This window comes from Rhodococcus sp. 114MFTsu3.1 (genome assembly GCF_000383555.1).
Lineage (GTDB): Bacteria > Actinomycetota > Actinomycetes > Mycobacteriales > Mycobacteriaceae > Rhodococcoides > Rhodococcoides fascians_E.
Genome location: NZ_KB911548.1, coordinates 106,597 through 126,804 on the forward strand (window position 1 = coordinate 106,597; position 20,208 = coordinate 126,804).

Consider the following 20,208-nt stretch of genomic DNA (forward strand, 5'->3'; position numbering starts at 1 on the left):
CTTATTTGTTGTCGTCCTCCGGCGCGGCCGACTGGCCGAAGGCCTGCGTGGGCGCGCTGTACGGCGGGGTGTCCGACGTGTCCTCGGGCTCGTCGCCCTGACGCGATGCTCCCGCAGGCTGTTGTCCGGCCGACTGTGCTCCAGCCGATGTCGCTCCTGCAGGCTCCGCTCTCGGCGCTGCGTGCTGCGGCGCGCCGTAGCCACCCGAACCGACCGGAGGCTGGCTGTACGGCTGCTGATCGAACGGCGAATTCTGACCGGCCGGACCGGTCAATCCGCTGGCTCCCGCATCCGGCTTGGACGTTCCGACCGGGTAACCGAGGCTGCCGGTGGTGTGCTGGTTCGGCTGATTCTGCTGGTTCTGCGAGGGCCCGGTGTAGGCAGGCGGGGCGTACCCCTGCTGAGGACCATTTCCCTGATCGCTCCACTGCCCACGTTCCTGCGGGGCGCCGTAAGCCTGCGCACCTGAGTTCTGGGCTGTCTGGCCGTAGGCGCCGTAGTTCTGGTTCTGCGCCGACTGGCCGTATCCGGGTGCCTGCTGGCCGTATCCCTGGAACGGGTTCTGCTGACCGTAACCCGCGGGCTTGGGCTGCGGAGCTTTGAGGATGCCCGCACCGAAAAGCGTGGCAGCGACGGCCACGACGGTCTGGACGAAACCGAGAACGAGTACGACGAAGGTGCCGATCCCCAACTGAACCGGCGCGCCCACCGCGGAGTCGTCGCCGACGTTGAAGCTCTGGAACACCAGTACGAGCCACCCGGACAACGCAAGAGCGGCAGCGATACCGACCGTGTTGGGTTGCTTCGGCAGCAGTCCGACCGCCGCGACGAGGCCCGCGGCGAGCAGAAGCGCGATGGACGTCGGGTCGCCGGCCTGTACGAAGAAGAAGTTGACGCCTTCGCTGAAGAACTCGTACTGACCGGCGAGACCGACCAGGAAGTTCACGACGCCGAGTGCTACGGCAACGAGCGTCAGAATTCGCGGCAGCGAGGACGATCGGTCCGACGCCAGCGGCGGGTTGTACTGACCCGTCGGTGCAGACTGCTGCGACGGCGGCTGACCGTACGACGGTGGCTGCGTTCCGTAGGACGGCTGAGTGCCGTACGACTGGCTGGGCGTCGGGTAACCGCCGTAATTACCCGGAGTCGACTCGGCCGACCGAGCACCCTCCGGTGATTGACTGCCATAACCGCCGGGACCGGGCCCCTGCGGACGCTGGCCTTCTGCTGGATACGTCATGGCACTCTCCTCGATAGAAAAAAATGAGTACGGGTCCGTAGACCAAGCTAGTCTACGGACCCGACTCGACTGCCCCGCTCGCCGCGAGGCTCCCTTTCTCACCCTGCGTCGACGAGCGCCTGGGACGACTCCAGTTCACGCACGAGCGGTAGGACCTTCGCCCCGAAGTACTCGATCTCTTCCTGGAAGTGCAGGAAGCCGCCGAGGATCAGGTCGACCCCTCGCTTGCGGTATTCGACGATGCGATGTGCCACCTGTTCGGGAGTTCCGATCAGCTGGCTCTTGAAACCGTCGTTGTACTGCACGAGATCCTCGAACGTCGAGTCCGCCCACATGCCCTTGCCGTCCTTCGTCGACGAACCGGCCTGCTGCACAGCACCCTTGAAACCTTCGACAGCGGGCTTGTTGGCCTTCTCGATGATCTCGCGGAGAGTGTCCTTGGCTTCCTTCTCCGTGTCGCGCGCGATGATGAACCCGTTGAGACCGAACTTGACCTCACGATCGTTCGCCTGAGCGACGCGACGAATGTTGTCGAGTTGCTCGGTGACTCCGTCGTAATCCTTGCCGTTGCTGAAGTACCAATCCGAGTATCGACCGGCGTTCTCCTGCGCAGCCGACGAGTTACCGCCCTGGAACAGTTCCGGGTTGGGTCGTTCCGGAGTGTTCAACGGCTTCGGTTTCAACGTGAAATCGTGGATTCGGTAGAAATCACCACGGAAGTCGACGTCGTCCTCGGTCCAGATCTTGCGGAGAACCTGAAGGAATTCGGCACTGCGCCGGTATCTTTCGTCGTGTTCGAGCCACGGCTCACCCAGGTGCGTGAACTCGTCCTTGAACCAGCCGCTGACGACGTTGACCGCAAAACGGCCGTTCGACAGATGGTCCGCCGTAGCGCCGAGCTTCGCCAGAACCGCCGGCTGCCACAAGCCGGGGTGAACGGCCGCAATGACTTTCAGTCGTTCGGTGGCAAGCAGCAGCGCGAGGGAGAAGCTCGTCGACTCGTGTTGGAACTCGGCGCCGTAACTGGCCTCGTAGCGAACCTGACTGAGCGCGTATTCGAAGCCGTTGTTCTCCGCGGTCTGCGCCAGCTTCTTGTTGTACTCGTAGTCCCAGCTGGTGCGCTGTTCGATGTCGCTGGTCACCAATCCGCCACTGACATTGGGCACCCAGTAGGCGAATTTGATGGCGTCGGAAATTCTTTCGGTACTCATCGTTCTCCTTCGGTGATACTCACGAGTACCAGGTCGGCTGCGGCAACTCGCCGGTCAGAACCCATCGACCGACCTCGCGGCGCTTGTATGCGACCGGATCGTGCAGCGTGTGGGTGCGAACGTTGCGCCAGAAGCGATCGAAACCGTATTTGCTCGCCGTCGCTCGGGCACCGAGAGCCTCGAACACCGTCGACGTGATCTCGAGCGACACCTCGGTGGCACGCGCCTTCACCGCAGCGACGCGAACCTCGTGATCACCGCGCTCTTCCGCCGTCACGTCCCACGCGTTGTCGTGGATCTTCTGCGCTTCCAACGCAACTGCGTCGGCCAGCGCTTCCACGGCCCACAGCTTGGACGTCAGGTCACCGTAGATGTCGATGATGTACGGCTCGTCGATCGCCTTGTCGACGGTGCTGTGCAGCCACGCACGCGTCTTGTCCTTGGTGTACGACGCCGCTTCCTCCAAGGCGCCGCGAGCGATGCCGAGGTAGAAGTTGACGAACACCAGCTGAATCGTCGGCACGTTCAACGTGTTGTAGACCCGTGGCTGGAACTGCTTGTCCACGAATCCCGCCGCACTCGCCCAGTCGACCCGCACCTTGTCGATGGTGACGCTGCCACTCTCGGTCTGGCGTTGGCCGATGTTGTCCCAGTCGTCGTGAAACGTCAAACCCTCGATGTTCGACGGCACAATAGCGAAAACGTGTGCATCGCTGCCGGTCAAAGCGCCTTCGAGCACGGTCACGTCGGAGACGCGACTGCCCGTCGAGAAGGACTTCGCGCCCTCGAAGACGATGGTGTCGCCCTCGTCGGTGACGGCGACGTCGTTGTCACGCGGGTTGACGGCGCCACCGAAGAACCACTTGTTCTTCGTCGCATCGGCCTCGACTGCCTCGATCTGCTCCTTCGTGCCGACCAGCCGCGCAGCCCAGAACCACAGCAGGTGGTAGCCGAGAAGCTGGCCGATCGACCCGTCGGCCGCCGCGACACGACGAATCACCTGATACGCCGTCGGCCAATCCTGACCGCCGCCCCCGTGCTCGACCGGCCCCAGCAACGTGACGAGCCCAGCATCCTTCAGAAGCTGCACCTCGTCGCGCGGAGCCTGATGGCCCTTGTCACGAGCAACGGCATCGACGGCAAGCAGCTGCGCCACCTCCCCCGCCCGAGCAATCCAGCCCTCGGCGGACGTCGGCGCATCAGGCCAGTCCTTGGTCAGTGCACTGCGATTTTCCGTGGTTGTCATGTGGGCAAGTGAAACTGTTACGCGGAGTAATGAACACATTTCGCATCACGATGATTCTGAGAACTTCACATCCGAAACAGAACGAAAAAGCCCGCCGGCACTGGCTCCCGGCGGGCTTCGTTCGAGCTGGAACTTACTTCACGGAGAGCGATTCCAGGATCTCGCGTGCGAGAGCAGCGGTTTCGGACGGCGTCTTGCCGACCTTGACGCCTGCGGCCTCGAGTGCGTCCTTCTTCGCCTGTGCCGTGCCCGAGGAGCCGGAGACGATGGCGCCTGCGTGGCCCATGGTCTTGCCTTCGGGAGCGGTGAAGCCGGCGACGTAGCCGACGACCGGCTTGGTGACGTTGGCCTTGATGTAATCGGCTGCGCGCTCTTCGGCGTCGCCACCGATTTCACCGATCATGACGATGAGCTTGGTCTCGGGGTCCGCTTCGAATGCCTCGATGGCGTCGATGTGCGTGGTGCCGATGACCGGGTCTCCGCCGATGCCGATGGCCGTCGAGAAGCCGAAGTCGCGGAGCTCGAACATCATCTGGTAGGTCAGCGTGCCGGACTTCGAGACCAGGCCGATCGGGCCGGTGCCGGAGATGTTGGCAGGCGTGATGCCGACGAGAGCTTCACCGGGGGTGATGATTCCGGGGCAGTTCGGGCCGATGATGCGGGTCTTCTTGCCCTTCTCCACGTTGTAGGCCCATGCGTATGCGGAGTCCTGCACGGGGATGCCTTCGGTGATGACGACGAGCAGCGGGATCTCCGCGTCGATCGCTTCGACGATGGCGTCCTTGGAGAATGCGGGCGGAACGAACGCGATGGACACGTCGGCGCCGGTCTTCTCGATTGCCTCGGCAACCGAACCGAAGACGGGGAGCTCGATGTCGTTGCCCTGGGCGTCGACGTGCTTGACCGTGGTGCCGGCCTTGCGTGCGTTGACACCGCCGACGACGTTGGTGCCTGCCTTGAGCATCAGGGCGGTGTGCTTGGTGCCTTCGCCGCCGGTGATGCCCTGGACGATGACCTTGTTGTCCTTGTTCAGAAAGATAGACATGGTTTCCTCTACTTCGCTGCCAGCTCGGCGGCCTTGTCGGCGCCTTCATCCATGGTTCCGGCGAGCGTCACCAGCGGGTGCGCGGCGTCGGCGAGAATCTTGCGTCCCTCTTCGACCTTGTTGCCGTCGAGACGAACCACGAGCGGCTTGTTGGCGTCGTCGCCCAGCTTCTTCAGTGCGCCGACGATGCCGTTGGCCACTGCGTCGCAGGCGGTGATTCCGCCGAAGACGTTGACGAACACGCTCTTGACCTGCTCGTCGCCGAGGATGACGTCGAGGCCTGCGGCCATGACCTCTGCCGAGGCGCCGCCACCGATGTCGAGGAAGTTGGCGGGCTTGACGCCGCCGTGTGCCTCGCCTGCGTATGCGACGACGTCGAGGGTCGACATGACGAGTCCGGCACCGTTACCGATGATGCCGACCTGTCCGTCGAGCTTGACGTAGTTGAGGTCGTTCTCCTTGGCCTTGGCCTCGAGAGGATCGGCAGCGTCCTTGTCCTCGAAGTCGGCGTGGCCGGCCTGACGGAAGTCTGCGTTGGCGTCGAGCGTCACCTTGCCGTCGAGGGCGAGGATCTGGTCGTCCGGGGTGCGAACCAGCGGGTTGACCTCGACCAGGAGAGCGTCTTCCTTGATGAAGACCTCCCACAGCTTCTGGATGGTCACCGCAGCGGCGTCGAGCACCTCGGCGGGCAGCTTGCCCTTCTCGGCGATGTCACGAGCAAAAGCAAGGTCGACGCCCTTGACGGCATCGACCGGGATACGTGCGAGTGCGTCGGGGTTCTCCTCCGCCGTCACCTCGATTTCGACTCCACCTTCGACCGAACACATCGCGAGGTAGGTGCGGTTGGTGCGGTCGAGCAGGAAGGAGATGTAGTACTCCTCGGCGATGTCGGAGGCTTCTGCAACGAGAAGCTTCTTGACGACGTGGCCCTTGATGTCGAGGCCGAGAATCGACTCTGCGTTCTCGGTAGCTGCTGCAACGTCCTTGGAGTACTTGACGCCGCCGGCCTTGCCTCGGCCGCCGACCTTGACCTGCGCCTTGACCATTACTGGCTTGCCGATTTCTTCGGCAATTTCTGTTGCTCCTGCGACCGTGTCCGTGACACGACCGGCGGAGGTGGGTACGCCATGCTTGGCGAACAATTCCTTCGCCTGGTATTCGAAGAGATCCATCAGCTCACCGTCTCGTCTACGTTGACTGCCCGCTCCAGGGGTGTGAGCGGGTCCGATCACCGACTTTATCCACGTGCTCCGACGCCGTTACGCCCGGCCAGATGGTATGTGGTCTATCTCACCGACGAGGTAGGTGTGTCCTACGCCTCACTTGCGAGCGCTGTTGGCCGAAAGTAGTGCTGCCACAGCAAGTATGACCCCGCCGAGGACTCCTACCAGCAGACCGGCCCCCACCGAGGCGTCCACCGATCGCCCGATCGTCAGCGGCCAACCGAGCAGATGCACGATTGTCGCGATCACGCAGCCCACGAGCAGTGCGGCCCCGCGGGCCGGGCGCGACCTGGACGCCACGAGGGCGGCAAGAAGAATCGTCGACGCCGACGCGGCCTGCCCCCACGCGTCCCATCCCCACCCTTCGGCACCCCAGGGAACGCCGAGGAGCGACGGCGCGGAGACATCGGTTCCGGTGTAGAGCGGGAGTGCGAAGGAGAGGGCTGTGACGACGCCGCCGACGAGGGCCACCGCGCCGACGGTTCTGTTGGAGCGCACGTCGGAGGTGTCGACGTCGTCGCGCTCGGCGCTGCCCGCCAACAGCACGGCACCGGCGCACGCCATGGCGAGAACGGCTCCGACGGCCGCGGCGGCGCCGCCCACACCGAGTCCGACGCCGTCGATGTCCGTGGCGAGAACCACCGCCTGCAGCACTCCTGCCGACGCGGAGACTGCGGCAACGGCCAGCACGCCGACAGCTGGCCTGACGACCGCCGCGAACAGCGAGAAGAACAGTGGGATGGACACGACGACCAGGACGAACCCAGCGACGAGGGCAACGCGAGTGGCAAGTACGTCGGGTTCCGACAACCCGGCGGGTACGTCCAGGACCGGCAGGAACGCGCTTGCGCCGACGAGAACCCCCGCCAAGACACCCGTTGTCCCTGCCAGGGCGTGCCACCGCATGAAGTGCGCCGAGCCGTCCAGCTCGCCCCTCGTGACGGGACCGCCTGCCGAGGCCCGATCCCGTATCGCCGACGCCGGCAGCGCCACGAGTGCGACCACGATCAGCGCGACACCGGCCACGGCGCCGATCCAGCTCCCTGCGGAGACCCCGATGTTCGGGCCCGAGCTCTCGCCGGCGATCACGCGAGCACCGAACACTCCGGCGATGCCGAGGCCTGCACCGAGCAGGCTGCCTGCAGCAACCGTCGGCGAGATCGACGCGAGTGCCGCCGACACGACGATCACCGCCGCGCACGCGAGAACACCCGACCCGACAGCGGTCGTCCACGGAGATTCGACGACCGCGCGGATCAGCACGATGGAGTCGGTCGAGACGTAGGGAACCGCGAACATGGCGGCCGCGGCAGCGATCGCGGCGAGCACAGCCACCACGGACAGTGCGCCCCCGATGCGGACCGCCGACGCACGACCCGTGAAATCGGTCCGCGACGAGATGCCGTAGCCGTCGTCATACGACGCCCTGCTGATCGCGACGAGGCCGAACACTCCCGCGAGAGCGGCGAGGGCGTGCGCAGCGAGAACGACATACGCGCCGAGACCAGGCGTGAGGGCCTCCGCAGTGGTCGGTCGCAGCAGCTCGAGTCTGTTCGCGTCGATCGGCGACGCCAGCAGTCCCGCGTCGAGAACCGCGAGGCCTGCCGAGATCGCCCCGAACCCGGCCGTGAGCGCGCCCGCCGACGCGGGCCGTGCGAGCACTGTGAGGATCGCGAGGACGGCCACGACGAACACCGGGGCAACGGCCAGCACTTCCGCCGCGAACACGCCGGCGCCAGGCCCGTCCGAGGTCGACGAGGCGGCCTCCATCGCCATCGAGGCCAGCCCGAGCAGGGCCGCGATCGAGACGAGCCCGGTTGCAGCGAGAGCCGCACCGCGGGCCGACGGTCCGGCCTGCGAGCGTGCGGAGATCACTTGCGGTGACGCGTGCGGAGAAGTAGCCACGCCTGACGACGCTATCGGTCGGTGGACGATGGACGGCAGAGCACGCGCCGTAGGATTTCGGTGGATGCGTTTCGGTAACGGCGTCGTGGGTATTGCAGCGCTGTCCGGGATCACAGGCGATCTCGGCAAAACCCCTGCTCGGCTTGTGAGCCATCTCACATATGCCCGCCGAGAAGCCGATTAACTTGCGCGCCCTGCAATCGTTTCGTTACCGTCTGCCGAGTCTTAAGTCACGAGCAGATCACGGAACGGAGGTCGCAGGGTCTTGTCGCAACACCGCGCGTCCTTCACCACCAGTCGGTTCGTCAAACCGGCCGCGGCTGTTGAAACCGCACCCACGGTGTACTCGACCCAGACCAGCTGGGAAGCCGACAGTTACCAATCGTCGGATCTCCAGGCCGCGTCGGATCTCCAGGCCAACGGATACGACTACTTTGCCAGCAATTACGGCTCTGCCGAGAGCTACCACGACAACGAGTTGCACAGCACTCCCGACGTCGAGGTCCCGGCGGAGCCTTCCGTCGGTTCCGGGCCCTCCTCGGATGTCATCGCAGCGAACGAGATCGCCGTGTCTCGTCGGCGCGGAGCTCACCGCATCCCGACGCCTCCCACCGCGCTGAAGGGACGTGCAGCGGTTCTCGCTGTCGCCGCCGGCGCCGTGGTCGCAGCAGGGCAAGCAGTCATCGATCACGGTCCTGCAACACCGACCACTTCCGAGGAAGTGGCACTTGCTGCCGGCGCCGCACCCGCGGCCCCCGGCATCGCCGCGACTGCCGTCCCCCAGGCCGCCGGTTTCGCCGCTGACACCACGACGGATGTCGCCCCCTCCTCGGCCCCGCAGATCCTCAACGTGGCCAACCCGGTGGATCTGAGCCAGTTCAACGATCTGCTTGCCAAGGGTCAGCGCTTCAGCGAAGAGCGCGCCGCACGCGAGGCCGCTGCGCGCCGGCCCCTGTTCGTGCTCCCGGCAGTCGGCACGTACACCTCGAACTTCGGGCAGCGCTGGGGCGTCCTGCACGCAGGCGTCGACATCGCGAACGCCATCGGTACCCCGATTCTCGCTGTCGCCGACGGCAAGGTCATCGACGCAGGACCCGCGTCCGGCTTCGGCATGTGGGTTCGCCTGCAGCACGCAGACGGCACCATCACCGTCTACGGACACATCGACAGCGCCACCGTCAGCGTCGGCCAGGAAGTCATGGCAGGCGACCAGATCGCCCGCATGGGCAACCGCGGCTTCTCCACCGGCCCTCACCTGCACTTCGAGGTTCACCTCCCCGGCGAGAACAAGATCGATCCTCTCCCCTGGCTCGCGTCCCGAGGCATCGGCCTCGGACCCGAGATGGACTGAGAACTCCCACTCTCTCTTCCCGGCCTACCGGCCCGGCGAAACATACAGCCGCACACCGATTCCTCGGTGCGCGGCTGTTCTGCTTCTCAGAGCTTGGTCATCGGAACGCCGCCGATGAGCATCATCTTCACTCGCCCCGACGTACCGAAATCCACCAGAACCATGGCCGAGGTGCCCGAGCCCGTGGATTCGAGAACCGTTCCGAGACCGTACTTGTCGTGATTGACCCGGTCTCCCACCGCGAGCACGAGAGTGTTGTTGCGTGCGCGTGCGGCACCGAAACTCGGCGACGACTGCTGCCCGCGTCGGTCTCCGAATCCCCCGCCGCCGCCGAAGCCACCACCACCGAAACCGCCGCCCCCGAAGCCACCCGGCCGGGCGCGGCCGCCGCCGATCGACCGTCCGCCGACGCCGGGGTCTTCCCGCTTCCAGTCGATGAGGGACTGCGGAATCTCCTGGAGGAATCGTGATTCCGGGTTGTTGATCGGCTGCCCCCAGGCGGACCGCATGATGGCGCGAGTGACGTACAGACGGTGACGCGCACGCGTGATGCCCACGTAGGCGAGTCGTCGTTCCTCGGACAACTCCGCTGGGTCGCCGAGGGCACGCATGTGCGGGAACTGGCCGTCCTCCCAGCCGGTCACGAAGACCACCGGGAATTCGAGGCCCTTGGCCGTGTGCAGCGTCATCAAGGTGACGACGCCGGTGCCGGAATCGGGGATCTGATCGGTGTCCGCGACGAGCGAGACCCGCTCGAGAAACGCCGCGAGGGAACCAGGCTCGGGGGTGCCTTCCTCGACTTCGACCTCGTCGTCGGAGACTGCTTCGGTTTCTGCTTCGGCTTCTGCTTCGAGAGCGGCGAGGTTACGTGCCTCGGACGTGAATTCCCTTGCCACGCTGACGAGCTCGTTGAGGTTGTCCAGGCGGGCACCGTCCTGAGGATCACTGCTGGCCTCCAACTCGGCGCGGTATCCCGTGCGGTCCAGGACGGCCTCGACGACGTCACCGATATCGGCGATGTCGTTGCCGTCGTCGTCGGTGGTGTTGAGAACCTCCCGGAGTTCGTCCAGCAGATCCAGGAACTGGCCGATGAGCTTCTGCGAGCGAGAGTTGAGCAACGCAACCTTGCCGTCGGCGGCGTCGTGCAGAGCTTTGGAGAAACTGATGTCTCGCTGCTCGGCGTGAACGGCTACGCAGGCCTCGGCGCGGTCCCCGATCCCCCGGCGCGGGGTGTTGAGGATGCGTCGCATGCTGACCGTGTCATCCTCGTTGGACAGCACGCGCAGGTACGCGACCATGTCGCGGACTTCCTTGCGCTCGTAGAAGCGGACACCGCCCACCACCTTGTAGGGCAGGCCGAGCCTGATGAAGATCTCCTCCAACGCACGTGACGAGTTGTTGGTGCGATAGAAAACCGCCACCTCGTCGTAACGGACATCGTGGTTGTCGACCAGACGGTCGATCTCCGACGCCACGAACGACGCCTCGTCGTGCTCGTTGTCCGCGACGTACCCGACGATGAGCTCACCTTCGCCGGAGTCGGTCCACAGCTTCTTGTCCCGCCTGCCGGTATTACGCGAAATGACGGAGTTGGCGGCCGACAGAATGTTCTGCGTCGACCGGTAGTTCTGTTCGAGCAGGATGGTGGTGGCGTCGGGGTAGTCGCGCTCGAACTCCTCGATGTTGCGGATGGTCGCGCCACGGAACGCGTAGATCGACTGATCCGCGTCACCGACCACACAGAGCTCACCGGGAGCGACCGTGCCCTCCAGGGCGCCGTCGGAGTCCTCCCGGCCGACCAGTTCCCGTACGAGCATGTACTGCGCGTGGTTGGTGTCCTGGTACTCGTCGACCAGGACGTGCCGGAACCGTCGACGGTAGTACTCCGCGACCTGAGGGAAAGCCTGCAGCAAACCGACGGTTTCACCGATGAGGTCGTCGAAGTCCATGGCGTTGGCCGCGCGAAGTCGCTGTTGATAGATGCCGTAGACCTGCGCGACGAGCTTCGGGAGCTCCACCATCTGCTTGTCCGCGTCCGCGGCGGCGTCCTCGGGCCCGATGAGTTCGTTCTTGAGATTGGAGATCGCCGTCGAGAGCAATCTCGCCGAGAACTTCTTGGTGTCGATCTGCAGATCCTTCGAGATCATCGTCAGCAGGCGACGAGAGTCGTCGGCGTCGTAGATCGAGAAGTTCGAGTTGAGACCGGGCAGCAACGACGCCTGGTTGCGCAGGATCCGCACACAGCTCGAGTGAAACGTCGAAACCCACATGCTGTTGGCGCGTGGACCGACGAGGCCAGCGACACGCTCACGCATCTCGGCGGCGGCCTTGTTGGTGAAGGTGATGGCCAGAATCTGGCCGGGACCCACGCCTCGCTCGGCAAGCAGATACGCGATACGACGAGTGAGCACCGCGGTCTTCCCCGACCCGGCGCCTGCGACGATCAACAGCGGAGACCCCGAATGCACGACGGCCTGACGCTGCTGCGGATTGAGACCCTCCAACAGCGTTTCGGACCTGGATTTTCCGGGGGCTGGTACCGCAGTGAGGTTCGTGTTCATCGCCTGCCCAGGTTACCGGCGGGCTCCGACAGTCCTTTACCCGAACCTGCCAGGCGCCGCCAGCCCAGTTCTGCCGACCGCCCGCAATGCGGACATTCGGCCCGTCGACCGACTTTTCAGGACCGCACAGAGGTGGCACACTGGATCGGTGATCGAAATAGCCGTTCGTCGCCACCCCCTCTGTGCAGCCTGTTCTTCGGCTCTCGGTAGCGGAGGCTGTCCATAAGAAGGTGCGTCCGGAAGTCCAGACATGAGGCTTCCCCGGGCCATTCGATGTGACTCATACCACATCAGCCCGTCTCTGGAGCGGAGCGTCCACGAACCACCTAAGGACGTAACGGTGACGAGCAGGGCAACGATCCACACTTGTGACACGAGGAGAAAAAATGGCATCCACGACCAAGATCGAGACCGAGAGCGCAGTGCCGACGTCCGAGGCTGAGATCGATTCCTTGCGTCAGGAGATCGACCGCCTCGATTCCGAAATTCTTGCGGCAATCCAGCGTCGCAGCGAAGTTTCCCAGCTCATCGGCCGCACCCGTATGGCGTCGGGTGGACCGCGCATGGTGCACAGCCGCGAAATGAAGGTGCTCGACCGCTTCAGCAGCCTCGGCCAGGAAGGCCACACCCTCGCCATGCTGCTGCTCCGTCTCGGCCGCGGGCGTCTCGGCCGCTGACCTTTCGCCAGCTGACTTTCCGGGAGCGAATGTACCGTTCGGTCACTTGGAGTGACCGAACGGTACATTCGGTTCCACCGGGGCTCCGGCTCGACTGTCTAGGTCAGGGCGATGTACTTGGTTTCCAGGTACTCCTCGATGCCTTCGCTTCCGCCTTCGCGGCCGAAGCCTGAATCCTTCACTCCACCGAACGGTGCGGCCGCGTCCGAGATGACTCCGCGGTTGACGCCCACCATTCCGCTGTCGATGGCGTCGGCGACTCGTAGTGCGCGGTCGAGGCCGCGGGTGTAGATGTACGACGCCAATCCGAATTCGGTGTCGTTGGCCGCGTTGATTCCTTCTTCCTCGGTGTCGAACCCGACGATGGGGGCGACCGGACCGAAGACTTCTTCCTTCAGGATCCTGGCGTTCGCCGGGACGTCGGTCAGCACCGTTGCCGGGTAGAAGTAGCCGTCGCCTCCTGGTGCTGTGCCGCCGAGGGCAACCGTCGCACCTGCTTCGACTGCGTCGTCGACGAGTTCCTGCACCTTGCTCAGCTGGTCTGCGTTGATCAGGGGTCCGAGCTTGGTGTCCGGGTCGAGGCCCGCACCGAGCGTCATTTCCTTCATCTTGGCGACGAATTTGGTGGTGAATTCCTCACGCACGCTGTTGGCCACGTGGAGCCGGTTGGCGGCGGTGCATGCCTCGCCGCCGTTGCGCATCTTGGCCAGCATGGCGCCGTCGACGGCCGCGTCGATGTCGGCGTCGTCGAAGACGACGAACGGTGCGTTACCACCCAGCTCCATCGACGTGCGCAGCAGTCCGCCTGCGGACTGTTCGACGAGCTTTCGGCCCACTTCGGTCGATCCGGTGAAGGTGAGTTTGCGCAGTCTCGGGTCTTCGAGGATGGGAGCGCTGACCGCACTGGATTTCGACGAGGTGATGACCGAGAGAACCCCGTCGGGCAGTCCCACCTCGGCGAGGAGCTGAGCGAGGAACAGCATCGTCAACGGCGTCTCACCTGCGGGCTTGACGATGATGGTGCACCCGGCTGCGAGCGCCGGCCCGATCTTGCGCGTGCCCATGGCCAGCGGAAAATTCCACGGCGTGATGGCCAGGACCGGCCCGACGGGCACCTTGGTGACCAGGATGCGGCCGTTGCCTGCCGGTGCGGGTGTGAATCGGCCCTCGATGCGCACCGCTTCCTCGGCGAACCACCGGAAGAACTCGGCACCGTACTTGACCTCGGCCTTGGACTCGGCGAGCGCCTTGCCCATTTCCTTGGTCATGATCGCCGCGACGTCGTCCGCTCGTTCGGTGATCTTCTCGAAGGCTGCGCGTAGGAGCTCGGCGCGTTCACGCGCGGGGGTCTTCGCCCAGGACTTCTGCGCCGATGCAGCGGCGTCGATTGCCTTCTTCGCGTCGGCCGGACTTGCGTCGGCGACCTTCGCGAAGGGTGTGCCGGTGGCGGGATCGACGACGTCGAACGTTGCGCCGTTCTCCGCGTCGACCGGCCTGCCGCCGATCCACAGTTTCGGTGAAATGGATTCGATGAGTGCGTTGATCTCCATGCTCCGAGTGTGCCCGAGCCGGGGCCGCGACAAACGAGGAAGGCGCGCACAGCGAGGCGCTCGGCACTAAAGTAGGACGATATGAGCGTCGACATCACGGGCACGGAAGCCTGGAAGAACCTGAAGGCACACCACGACGCACTCGGAGCCACGACGCTCCGCGAGCTGTTCGCTGCGGACGACGATCGAGGACGAACGTTCACTCTCGCCGCGGGTGATCTTCACATCGATTACAGCAAGCACATCGTGAATTCCGAGACCGTCTCGCTTCTGGTCGAACTCGCGCGAGCGGCCGACGTCGAAGGCCGTCGCGACGCGATGTTCTCGGGTGCCCACATCAACACCTCCGAGGACCGCGCGGTACTGCACACCGCCCTTCGCCTGCCCGCGGACGCGACCCTCGAGGTCGACGGCCAGAACGTCGTCGCCGATGTGCACGAAGTCCTCACGCGTATGGGTGATTTCACCGATCGAGTCCGGTCGGGCGAGTGGGTCGGCGCAACCGGATCCAAGATCTCCACCGTCGTCAACATCGGCATCGGCGGCAGCGATCTCGGCCCCGTCATGGTGTACGACGCGCTGCGCCACTACGCCGACGCCGGCATCTCCGCCAAGTTCGTCTCCAACGTCGACCCTGCCGATCTGGTTGCTGCTCTCGACGGGCTCGATCCGGCCACGACCCTGTTCATCGTGGCGTCCAAGACGTTCTCCACTCTGGAGACTCTGACCAATGCCACGGCGGCCAGGCGGTGGCTCGTCGACGCACTGGGCGACGACGCCGTGTCCAAGCACTTCGTCGCGGTCTCGACCAACGCGGAGCGGGTGTCGGAGTTCGGCATCGACACGGCCAACATGTTCGGGTTCTGGGACTGGGTCGGCGGCCGGTACTCGGTGGACTCCGCGATCGGCCTGTCGGTCATGGCCGTCATCGGCAAGGAGGCGTTCGGCGAATTCCTCGACGGCTTCCACCAGATCGACGAGCACTTCCGCACGACGCCTCTCGAGCGCAACGCGCCTGCACTGCTCGGCCTGATCGGGCTCTGGTACAGCAACTTCTTCGGCTCGGAGACCCGAGCTGTGTTGCCGTACTCCAACGACCTGTCTCGTTTCCCGGCCTACCTCCAGCAGCTGACGATGGAATCCAACGGCAAGTCCGTCAAGGCCGACGGCACCCCCGTCACCACGTCGACCGGTGAGATCTTCTGGGGTGAGCCGGGCACCAACGGGCAGCACGCGTTCTACCAGCTGCTGCACCAGGGCACACGGTTGATTCCCGCTGACTTCATCGGATTCGCCGAGCCCACCGACGACCTCCCCACGCGTGACGGCACCGGGTCCATGCACGACCTGCTGATGAGCAACTTCTTCGCGCAGACCAAGGTTCTGGCATTCGGCAAGACCGCCGACGAAATCGCCGCCGAAGGTACGGCCGCCGACGTCGTTCCGCACAAGGTCATGCCCGGCAACCGTCCGTCCACCTCGATCCTCGCCCCGAAGCTGACGCCGTCGGTGGTCGGGCAGCTGATCGCACTGTACGAGCATCAGGTGTTCGTCGAAGGCGTCGTGTGGGGTGTCGACTCGTTCGATCAGTGGGGTGTGGAGCTGGGCAAGACCCAGGCGCTGGAACTGACGCCCGTCCTGACCGACGCCGATGCCCCTGCACCGCAGAGCGATTCGTCGACCGACGCACTCGTGCGCTGGTACCGCGATCAGCGGGGTCGCACCAAGTAGCACTGTTTCCGAATCCACCCACCTGTTGTGCGTTGCGAGGGCCCCGGAGCTCACAACAGGTGGGTGAATTTGCCGACCTGACTGAACCGAGCCTGCCTCCGTCGCGTCCAAGTAGGTATGGACTTCGAGGGCCTGCTCTTTCGCTCCGACGCGCTGGCATCGGGCGTCACCGACGGTCAACTGCGGCACGCGCGGTTGCGCGGTGAACTGATCGCGGTCCGGCCGGGCGCGTTCGTGTCGGCAGCGTTCTTCGCCACCTTGAATTCCGAGCAGCAGCATCTACTGCTCGCGCGCGCGATTGCTCACGAAGCCCCGGTGGTTCTGAGCCACCAGTCGGCGGCAATCGCGTGGGGAATGGATGTCTGGGCGCTGCCCCTCGCCTACGTCCACTCGACGACCGGACGCACCATCACTGCGAGGAAGGGCCGGCGCCGAATCGTGCACGGTTCGACGCTGTCGGAATCGGAAAGCACAGTCTTTCAGGGAATTTTGCTCACCACCCCAGCCCGGACGGTGGTGGACATTGCGCGATCCACGACGTTCGAACAGTCGGTGTGCGTGGGCGACTCGGCGTTGCGTCGAGGCCTCGTCACCAGGACCGAACTGGACGAGGCTCTCTACAGCGCACGGCACCGCACCGGTATCCAGAACGCCGTCCGGGCCGTAGCCGCGATGACCGATCGCAGCGACAGCGTCGGCGAATCCCGCACCCGGTTGATTCTCGTCGACGCCGGGTTCGCTCCCCTTCTCAATCAATCGGTGTACGACGCCGGCGGCACGTTCCTGGGCCGAACGGACTTCTTGTTCACCGGGCCGTGGGGATGCTTCGAGTTCGACGGGGCCGACAAATACGGCGTGAACGCGGCCGACACGCGGGCAAGCGTGCTCGCCGAGAAGGACCGTGAGAACCGCATCCGCGACGCTGGATGGCCGTTCGCGCGGGCGAGCTGGCGTGATCTTGCGCAACCGGACGCTCTGAACGAACGGGTCCGACGGATGCTTGCTCGTGGAGCGCGAATGCCGGAACCCGAGGGGACATTTCGAGCCGAACCGCTTCCCCCGTACCGACCCTGAAATCCACCCACCTGTTGTGCGTTGCGAGGGCGCCGGAACTCACAACAGGTGGGTGGATTTGCCCGGAGTGAACCGAACGGACCTCCAGTGCGTCCAATTCAGTATGGACTTCGATCAGCAGGGGATGTTCTCGCGCACCGAGGCGCTTGCACGGGGGTACACCGACGACGATCTGCGACGCGGCCGTGCAAGCGGAGAGATCGTCACCATCCGGCGCGGTTATTTCGTGCGCGCGGACGTCTATCGACGGCTCGACGCGCATCGCCGCCATGCTGTGCTCGCCGAGGCGATCTATGCGGAGTCGAGCACCGATGCGGTGTTCAGTCATGTGTCGGCGGCGGTTCTGCATCGCATGGAAACGTGGGACATTCCGCTGGACAAGGTCACGTTCACCATTGCGCGGTCCTACGCGGGCAAGAAGGGGCGCCAGCGAGTGCTGCACGGGTCGCCGCTTCCGCCCACGGATCTGACCGAGCGAGACGGGTTTCCGGTCACCGCACCGACTCGAACGATCGTGGACCTGGCTCGGTCGCTTCCACTGCATCCGGCTGTCTGTATCGGCGACTACGCGATGCGCGCCGGGCTCACCACCCACCGGGAACTTCAGGGTGCGCTCACCGACGCCCGGAACCGAACCGGAATCGCCAAGGCCCGCCAGGCGGTGCAGTCGATGTCGAGCCGCAGTCAGAGCACCGGTGAAACGCGCAGCAGGATGTTGTTGGACACGCTGCCGCTACCACCTCCATTGCTGAGGCAGTCCGTGTACGACGAGGTGGGCGGGTACGTCGGAAGTGCTCCGTTCCTGTACCCGGATCAAGGAGTCGTCGGACGCTACGAGGGTGAAGGGGTGTACGGCGCAGATCCGGTGCTGACGGACATCGATGGTCGACGCGAGCGACATCGAATGGAACAGCTCGGATGGACGGTGGTGCAGTGGGACTGGGAGGACCTGTCCACGCCGCGAGAATTCACCGACCGGATCGCCCGAGCGTTCGTGCAGGCCGCATCGAATCGAATACCGTTGGGCCACTACAGCTCCACCTCGAAGTAACCATCAGATTCGGGCCACTATCGCCGCGGTGTCCAGTCCCGTAGGCAGGGTCCCGAATGCTCCTCCCCAGTCTTCTCCCAGCCGGCTCGCGCAGAATGCGTCGGCCACCGCGGGATCACCGTGCCGCACCAGCAGCGAACCCTGGAACACCAGTGCCATGAGTTCGACCACTCGGCGTGCCCTGTACTCCATGTCGGTGCTGTCCGCGAGCTCCTTGCCCACGCGCGCGATGGCGTCGTCCAGACGAGAATCCGCCCCCGCTGCCGACGTGACCTCGGTGAAGTACGCCTCCACCACGTCGGGTTGCTTGGCCAGTGCGCGAAGGGAATCCAGTGCTGCGACGTTGCCCGACCCTTCCCAGATCGACATCAGCGGGGATTCACGGAACAGTCTCGGCATACCGGATTCCTCAACGTACCCGTTGCCGCCCAGACATTCCAGCGCCTCGGCCGCGTGGGACGGTGCACGCTTGCACACCCAGTACTTCGTGATGGCCAACGTGATTCGGCGCAATTCGGTCTCCTGCGTGTCTCCACGCGCGGACCGGTCGGTCGCTCCGGCCAGGCGGATCATTGCCGCTGTCGCGGCCTCCGATTCCACGATCAGGTCCGACAACACATTCCGCATCAACGGTTGCTCGATCAGGGCGGCACCGAAGGCGGAGCGGTGGCGAGCATGATGCACCGCTCGAACGGCGGCATTGCGCATTCCTGCTGCGGAACCGATGACGCAGTCGAGGCGGGTCATGTTGACCATCTCGATGATCGTCGTCACACCCCGGCCTTCGTCGCCGACGAGCCATCCTGTGGCACCGAGGTATTCGAGCTCACCGGACGCATTGGACTTGTTGCCCAGCTTGTCCTTGAGCCGTTGCACCTGGATGCGGTTGAGGGAGCCGTCGGGCAGTACGCGCGGCAGCAGGAAACAGGACAGCCCGCCTGGCGCCTGCGCCAAGGTCAGGAACATGTCCGACATCGGCGCGGACGTGAACCATTTGTGTCCGACGATCGTGTACGTGCCGTCCGCGGACGGCGTCGCGGTGGTCGTTCCCGACCGGACGTCCGAGCCGCCTTGCTTCTCGGTCATCGACATCCCCGCGGTCAGACCGCGCTTGTCGGTGGGAATGCGGAGCCCGAAATCGTAGTGGGTCGATGCCAACAGCGGTTCGTACGTCTCGGCCAGGTCCGGGTTGTGCCGCAACGCGGGTACGGCCGCGTAGGTCATCGAGATGGGGCACATGTGGCCGGCGTCGGCCTGGCCCCACGCGTAGAACTTCGCCGCCCGGGCGACGTGCGCCCCGGGCCGGGCGTCCTGCCACGGCGTCGCGTGCAGTCCGTTCTCGATCGCGACGTTCATCAGATCGTGCCAGTGCGGATGGAACTCGACCTCGTCGACGCGATTGCCGTACCTGTCGTGCGTGTGCAGGACAGGCGGGTTCTCGTTCGCGAGGCGTCCCCACTCCTGGGCCTCGACGCTTCCCGCGCGAGCTCCGAGCTGCCGAACCTCGTCCTCGGCCCACCCGCCCCCTTCGCGGCGCAGACCCTCGAGCAGCGATGTGTCGTCGGACGTTTCGTACGGAAGCAGATCGGGGACCTGGTTGAAGACTGTGTGGGTGGCTGGGAAGGTCATGACACTCCTAACGATCGCAGGGCGAATGCAACTAGATCCGGAATCACGTCGGCGGTGTCGGTGCGGTCCGGACTCAACGGGCCGACGAGCACTTCCCCCACCGCTCCGACGAGGGCCGCGGCAGCGATCTCGACGTTCTGCTCGGGGATGTCCCCCGCCGCGATGCCGTCGGCGACAGCATCACCGATCGCCGCGGCGAAGCTGCGGCGGAACACCAGACGCTCGGCGTCGACGGCTGGATCGACGGGCTCGGCCAGCAGCGCGTAGGCCATGGTGCGGTTCTTCATCGCGCGCCCGGCGAAGGTCTCGACGATCGCCGTGACCCGTTCCACGACGCTCCCTGACCCCGTTCGGCTAATTCCGCGGGCTCCACTCGCGCCTGAATTGCTCATTCCGCGAGCTCCACTCGCGCCTGAATTGCTCATTCCGCGGGCTCCACTCGCGCCGGCTGCGTCGACGACGGCCTGAACTTCCCGTCCACAGACGGTGCGGAAGATCGCGACGACGAGGTCGGACTTGCTGTCGAAGTGCGTGTAGACGCTTCCCGCCGACACTCCCGCAGCTGCGGCCACGGACGCGATGGACAGCCCTCGGTAGCCCTGTGAGGACAGCACCTCGACGGCGGCGTCGAACAGTTTCTCTCGTCCGGCGTCGATTCGTGCTTGTACGGCGGAGGTCCGTCGGTAGGGCATGCCAAGAAGTGAAGCACTGATT

General features: G+C 65.0%; 15 protein-coding genes. 5 read left to right on the plus strand and 10 right to left on the minus strand.

Features of this window, described 5'->3' with window-relative positions:
- Window position 1: 1 nt before the first annotated feature.
- From H292_RS0110785 to H292_RS0110810, 6 genes are all read right to left on the minus strand, one after another.
- Window positions 2–1,240, minus strand: coding sequence for a DUF5336 domain-containing protein (locus H292_RS0110785; protein ID WP_020111438.1), 1,239 nt, complete (start codon window positions 1,238–1,240; stop codon window positions 2–4).
- 98 nt (window positions 1,241–1,338) lie between these two features.
- On the minus strand, window positions 1,339–2,451 hold the full coding sequence (gene sfnG / locus H292_RS0110790) for a dimethylsulfone monooxygenase SfnG (protein WP_019664473.1): 1,113 nt from the start codon (window positions 2,449–2,451) through the stop codon (window positions 1,339–1,341).
- 19 nt (window positions 2,452–2,470) lie between these two features.
- On the minus strand, window positions 2,471–3,697 hold the full coding sequence (locus H292_RS0110795) for an acyl-CoA dehydrogenase family protein (protein ID WP_051127747.1): 1,227 nt from the start codon (window positions 3,695–3,697) through the stop codon (window positions 2,471–2,473).
- Between the two features lie 133 nt (window positions 3,698–3,830).
- Window positions 3,831–4,742, minus strand: coding sequence for a succinate--CoA ligase subunit alpha (gene sucD, locus H292_RS0110800; protein ID WP_019664468.1), 912 nt, complete (start codon window positions 4,740–4,742; stop codon window positions 3,831–3,833).
- Window positions 4,743–4,750: 8 nt separating this feature from the next.
- Window positions 4,751–5,914, minus strand: coding sequence for an ADP-forming succinate--CoA ligase subunit beta (sucC, locus tag H292_RS0110805; RefSeq protein WP_019664467.1), 1,164 nt, complete (start codon window positions 5,912–5,914; stop codon window positions 4,751–4,753).
- Window positions 5,915–6,061: 147 nt separating this feature from the next.
- Window positions 6,062–7,870, minus strand: coding sequence for a hypothetical protein (locus tag H292_RS0110810; protein ID WP_231383816.1), 1,809 nt, complete (start codon window positions 7,868–7,870; stop codon window positions 6,062–6,064).
- Window positions 7,871–8,135: 265 nt separating this feature from the next.
- Between H292_RS0110810 and H292_RS0110815 the strand changes: the two genes are divergently transcribed.
- A complete protein-coding gene (locus tag H292_RS0110815) occupies window positions 8,136–9,221 on the plus strand; it encodes a M23 family metallopeptidase (protein WP_020111441.1) in 1,086 nt (361 codons plus the stop codon).
- 86 nt (window positions 9,222–9,307) lie between these two features.
- Here H292_RS0110815 and pcrA read toward each other — a convergent pair whose 3' ends face one another.
- The gene (pcrA, locus tag H292_RS0110820) at window positions 9,308–11,782 is read right to left on the minus strand and encodes a DNA helicase PcrA (RefSeq protein ID WP_020111442.1); all 2,475 of its coding nucleotides are present in this window, start codon (window positions 11,780–11,782) and stop codon (window positions 9,308–9,310) included.
- Between the two features lie 386 nt (window positions 11,783–12,168).
- Between pcrA and H292_RS0110825 the strand changes: the two genes are divergently transcribed.
- Entirely contained in the window at window positions 12,169–12,459 is a 291-nt protein-coding gene (locus H292_RS0110825; protein WP_019664463.1) for a chorismate mutase, read from the plus strand.
- Window positions 12,460–12,557: 98 nt separating this feature from the next.
- On the opposite strand, the gene H292_RS0110830 is transcribed toward H292_RS0110825, so the two are convergent.
- The gene (locus tag H292_RS0110830; protein WP_020111443.1) at window positions 12,558–14,009 is read right to left on the minus strand and encodes an NAD-dependent succinate-semialdehyde dehydrogenase; all 1,452 of its coding nucleotides are present in this window, start codon (window positions 14,007–14,009) and stop codon (window positions 12,558–12,560) included.
- Between the two features lie 81 nt (window positions 14,010–14,090).
- On the opposite strand from H292_RS0110830, the gene pgi reads away from it, so the two are divergent.
- The 3 genes from pgi to H292_RS0110845 all read left to right on the plus strand — a co-directional run bounded on the left by pgi (window position 14,091) and on the right by H292_RS0110845 (window position 17,865).
- Window positions 14,091–15,740: a glucose-6-phosphate isomerase gene (pgi, locus tag H292_RS0110835; protein WP_020111444.1), complete on the plus strand. Its 1,650-nt coding sequence runs from the start codon at window positions 14,091–14,093 to the stop codon at window positions 15,738–15,740.
- 117 nt (window positions 15,741–15,857) lie between these two features.
- On the plus strand, window positions 15,858–16,814 hold the full coding sequence (locus H292_RS0110840) for a hypothetical protein (protein ID WP_020111445.1): 957 nt from the start codon (window positions 15,858–15,860) through the stop codon (window positions 16,812–16,814).
- Between the two features lie 103 nt (window positions 16,815–16,917).
- A complete protein-coding gene (locus tag H292_RS0110845; protein WP_019664459.1) occupies window positions 16,918–17,865 on the plus strand; it encodes a type IV toxin-antitoxin system AbiEi family antitoxin domain-containing protein in 948 nt (315 codons plus the stop codon).
- Window positions 17,866–17,868: 3 nt separating this feature from the next.
- On the opposite strand, the gene H292_RS0110850 is transcribed toward H292_RS0110845, so the two are convergent.
- Together H292_RS0110850 and H292_RS0110855 are read right to left on the minus strand one after the other, a co-directional pair.
- Window positions 17,869–19,494: an acyl-CoA dehydrogenase family protein gene (locus tag H292_RS0110850; RefSeq protein ID WP_020111446.1), complete on the minus strand. Its 1,626-nt coding sequence runs from the start codon at window positions 19,492–19,494 to the stop codon at window positions 17,869–17,871.
- Entirely contained in the window at window positions 19,491–20,186 is a 696-nt protein-coding gene (locus H292_RS0110855; RefSeq protein WP_020111447.1) for a TetR/AcrR family transcriptional regulator, read from the minus strand. The genes H292_RS0110850 and H292_RS0110855 overlap by 4 nt, the downstream gene beginning before the upstream one ends.
- Window positions 20,187–20,208: the final 22 nt, after the last annotated feature.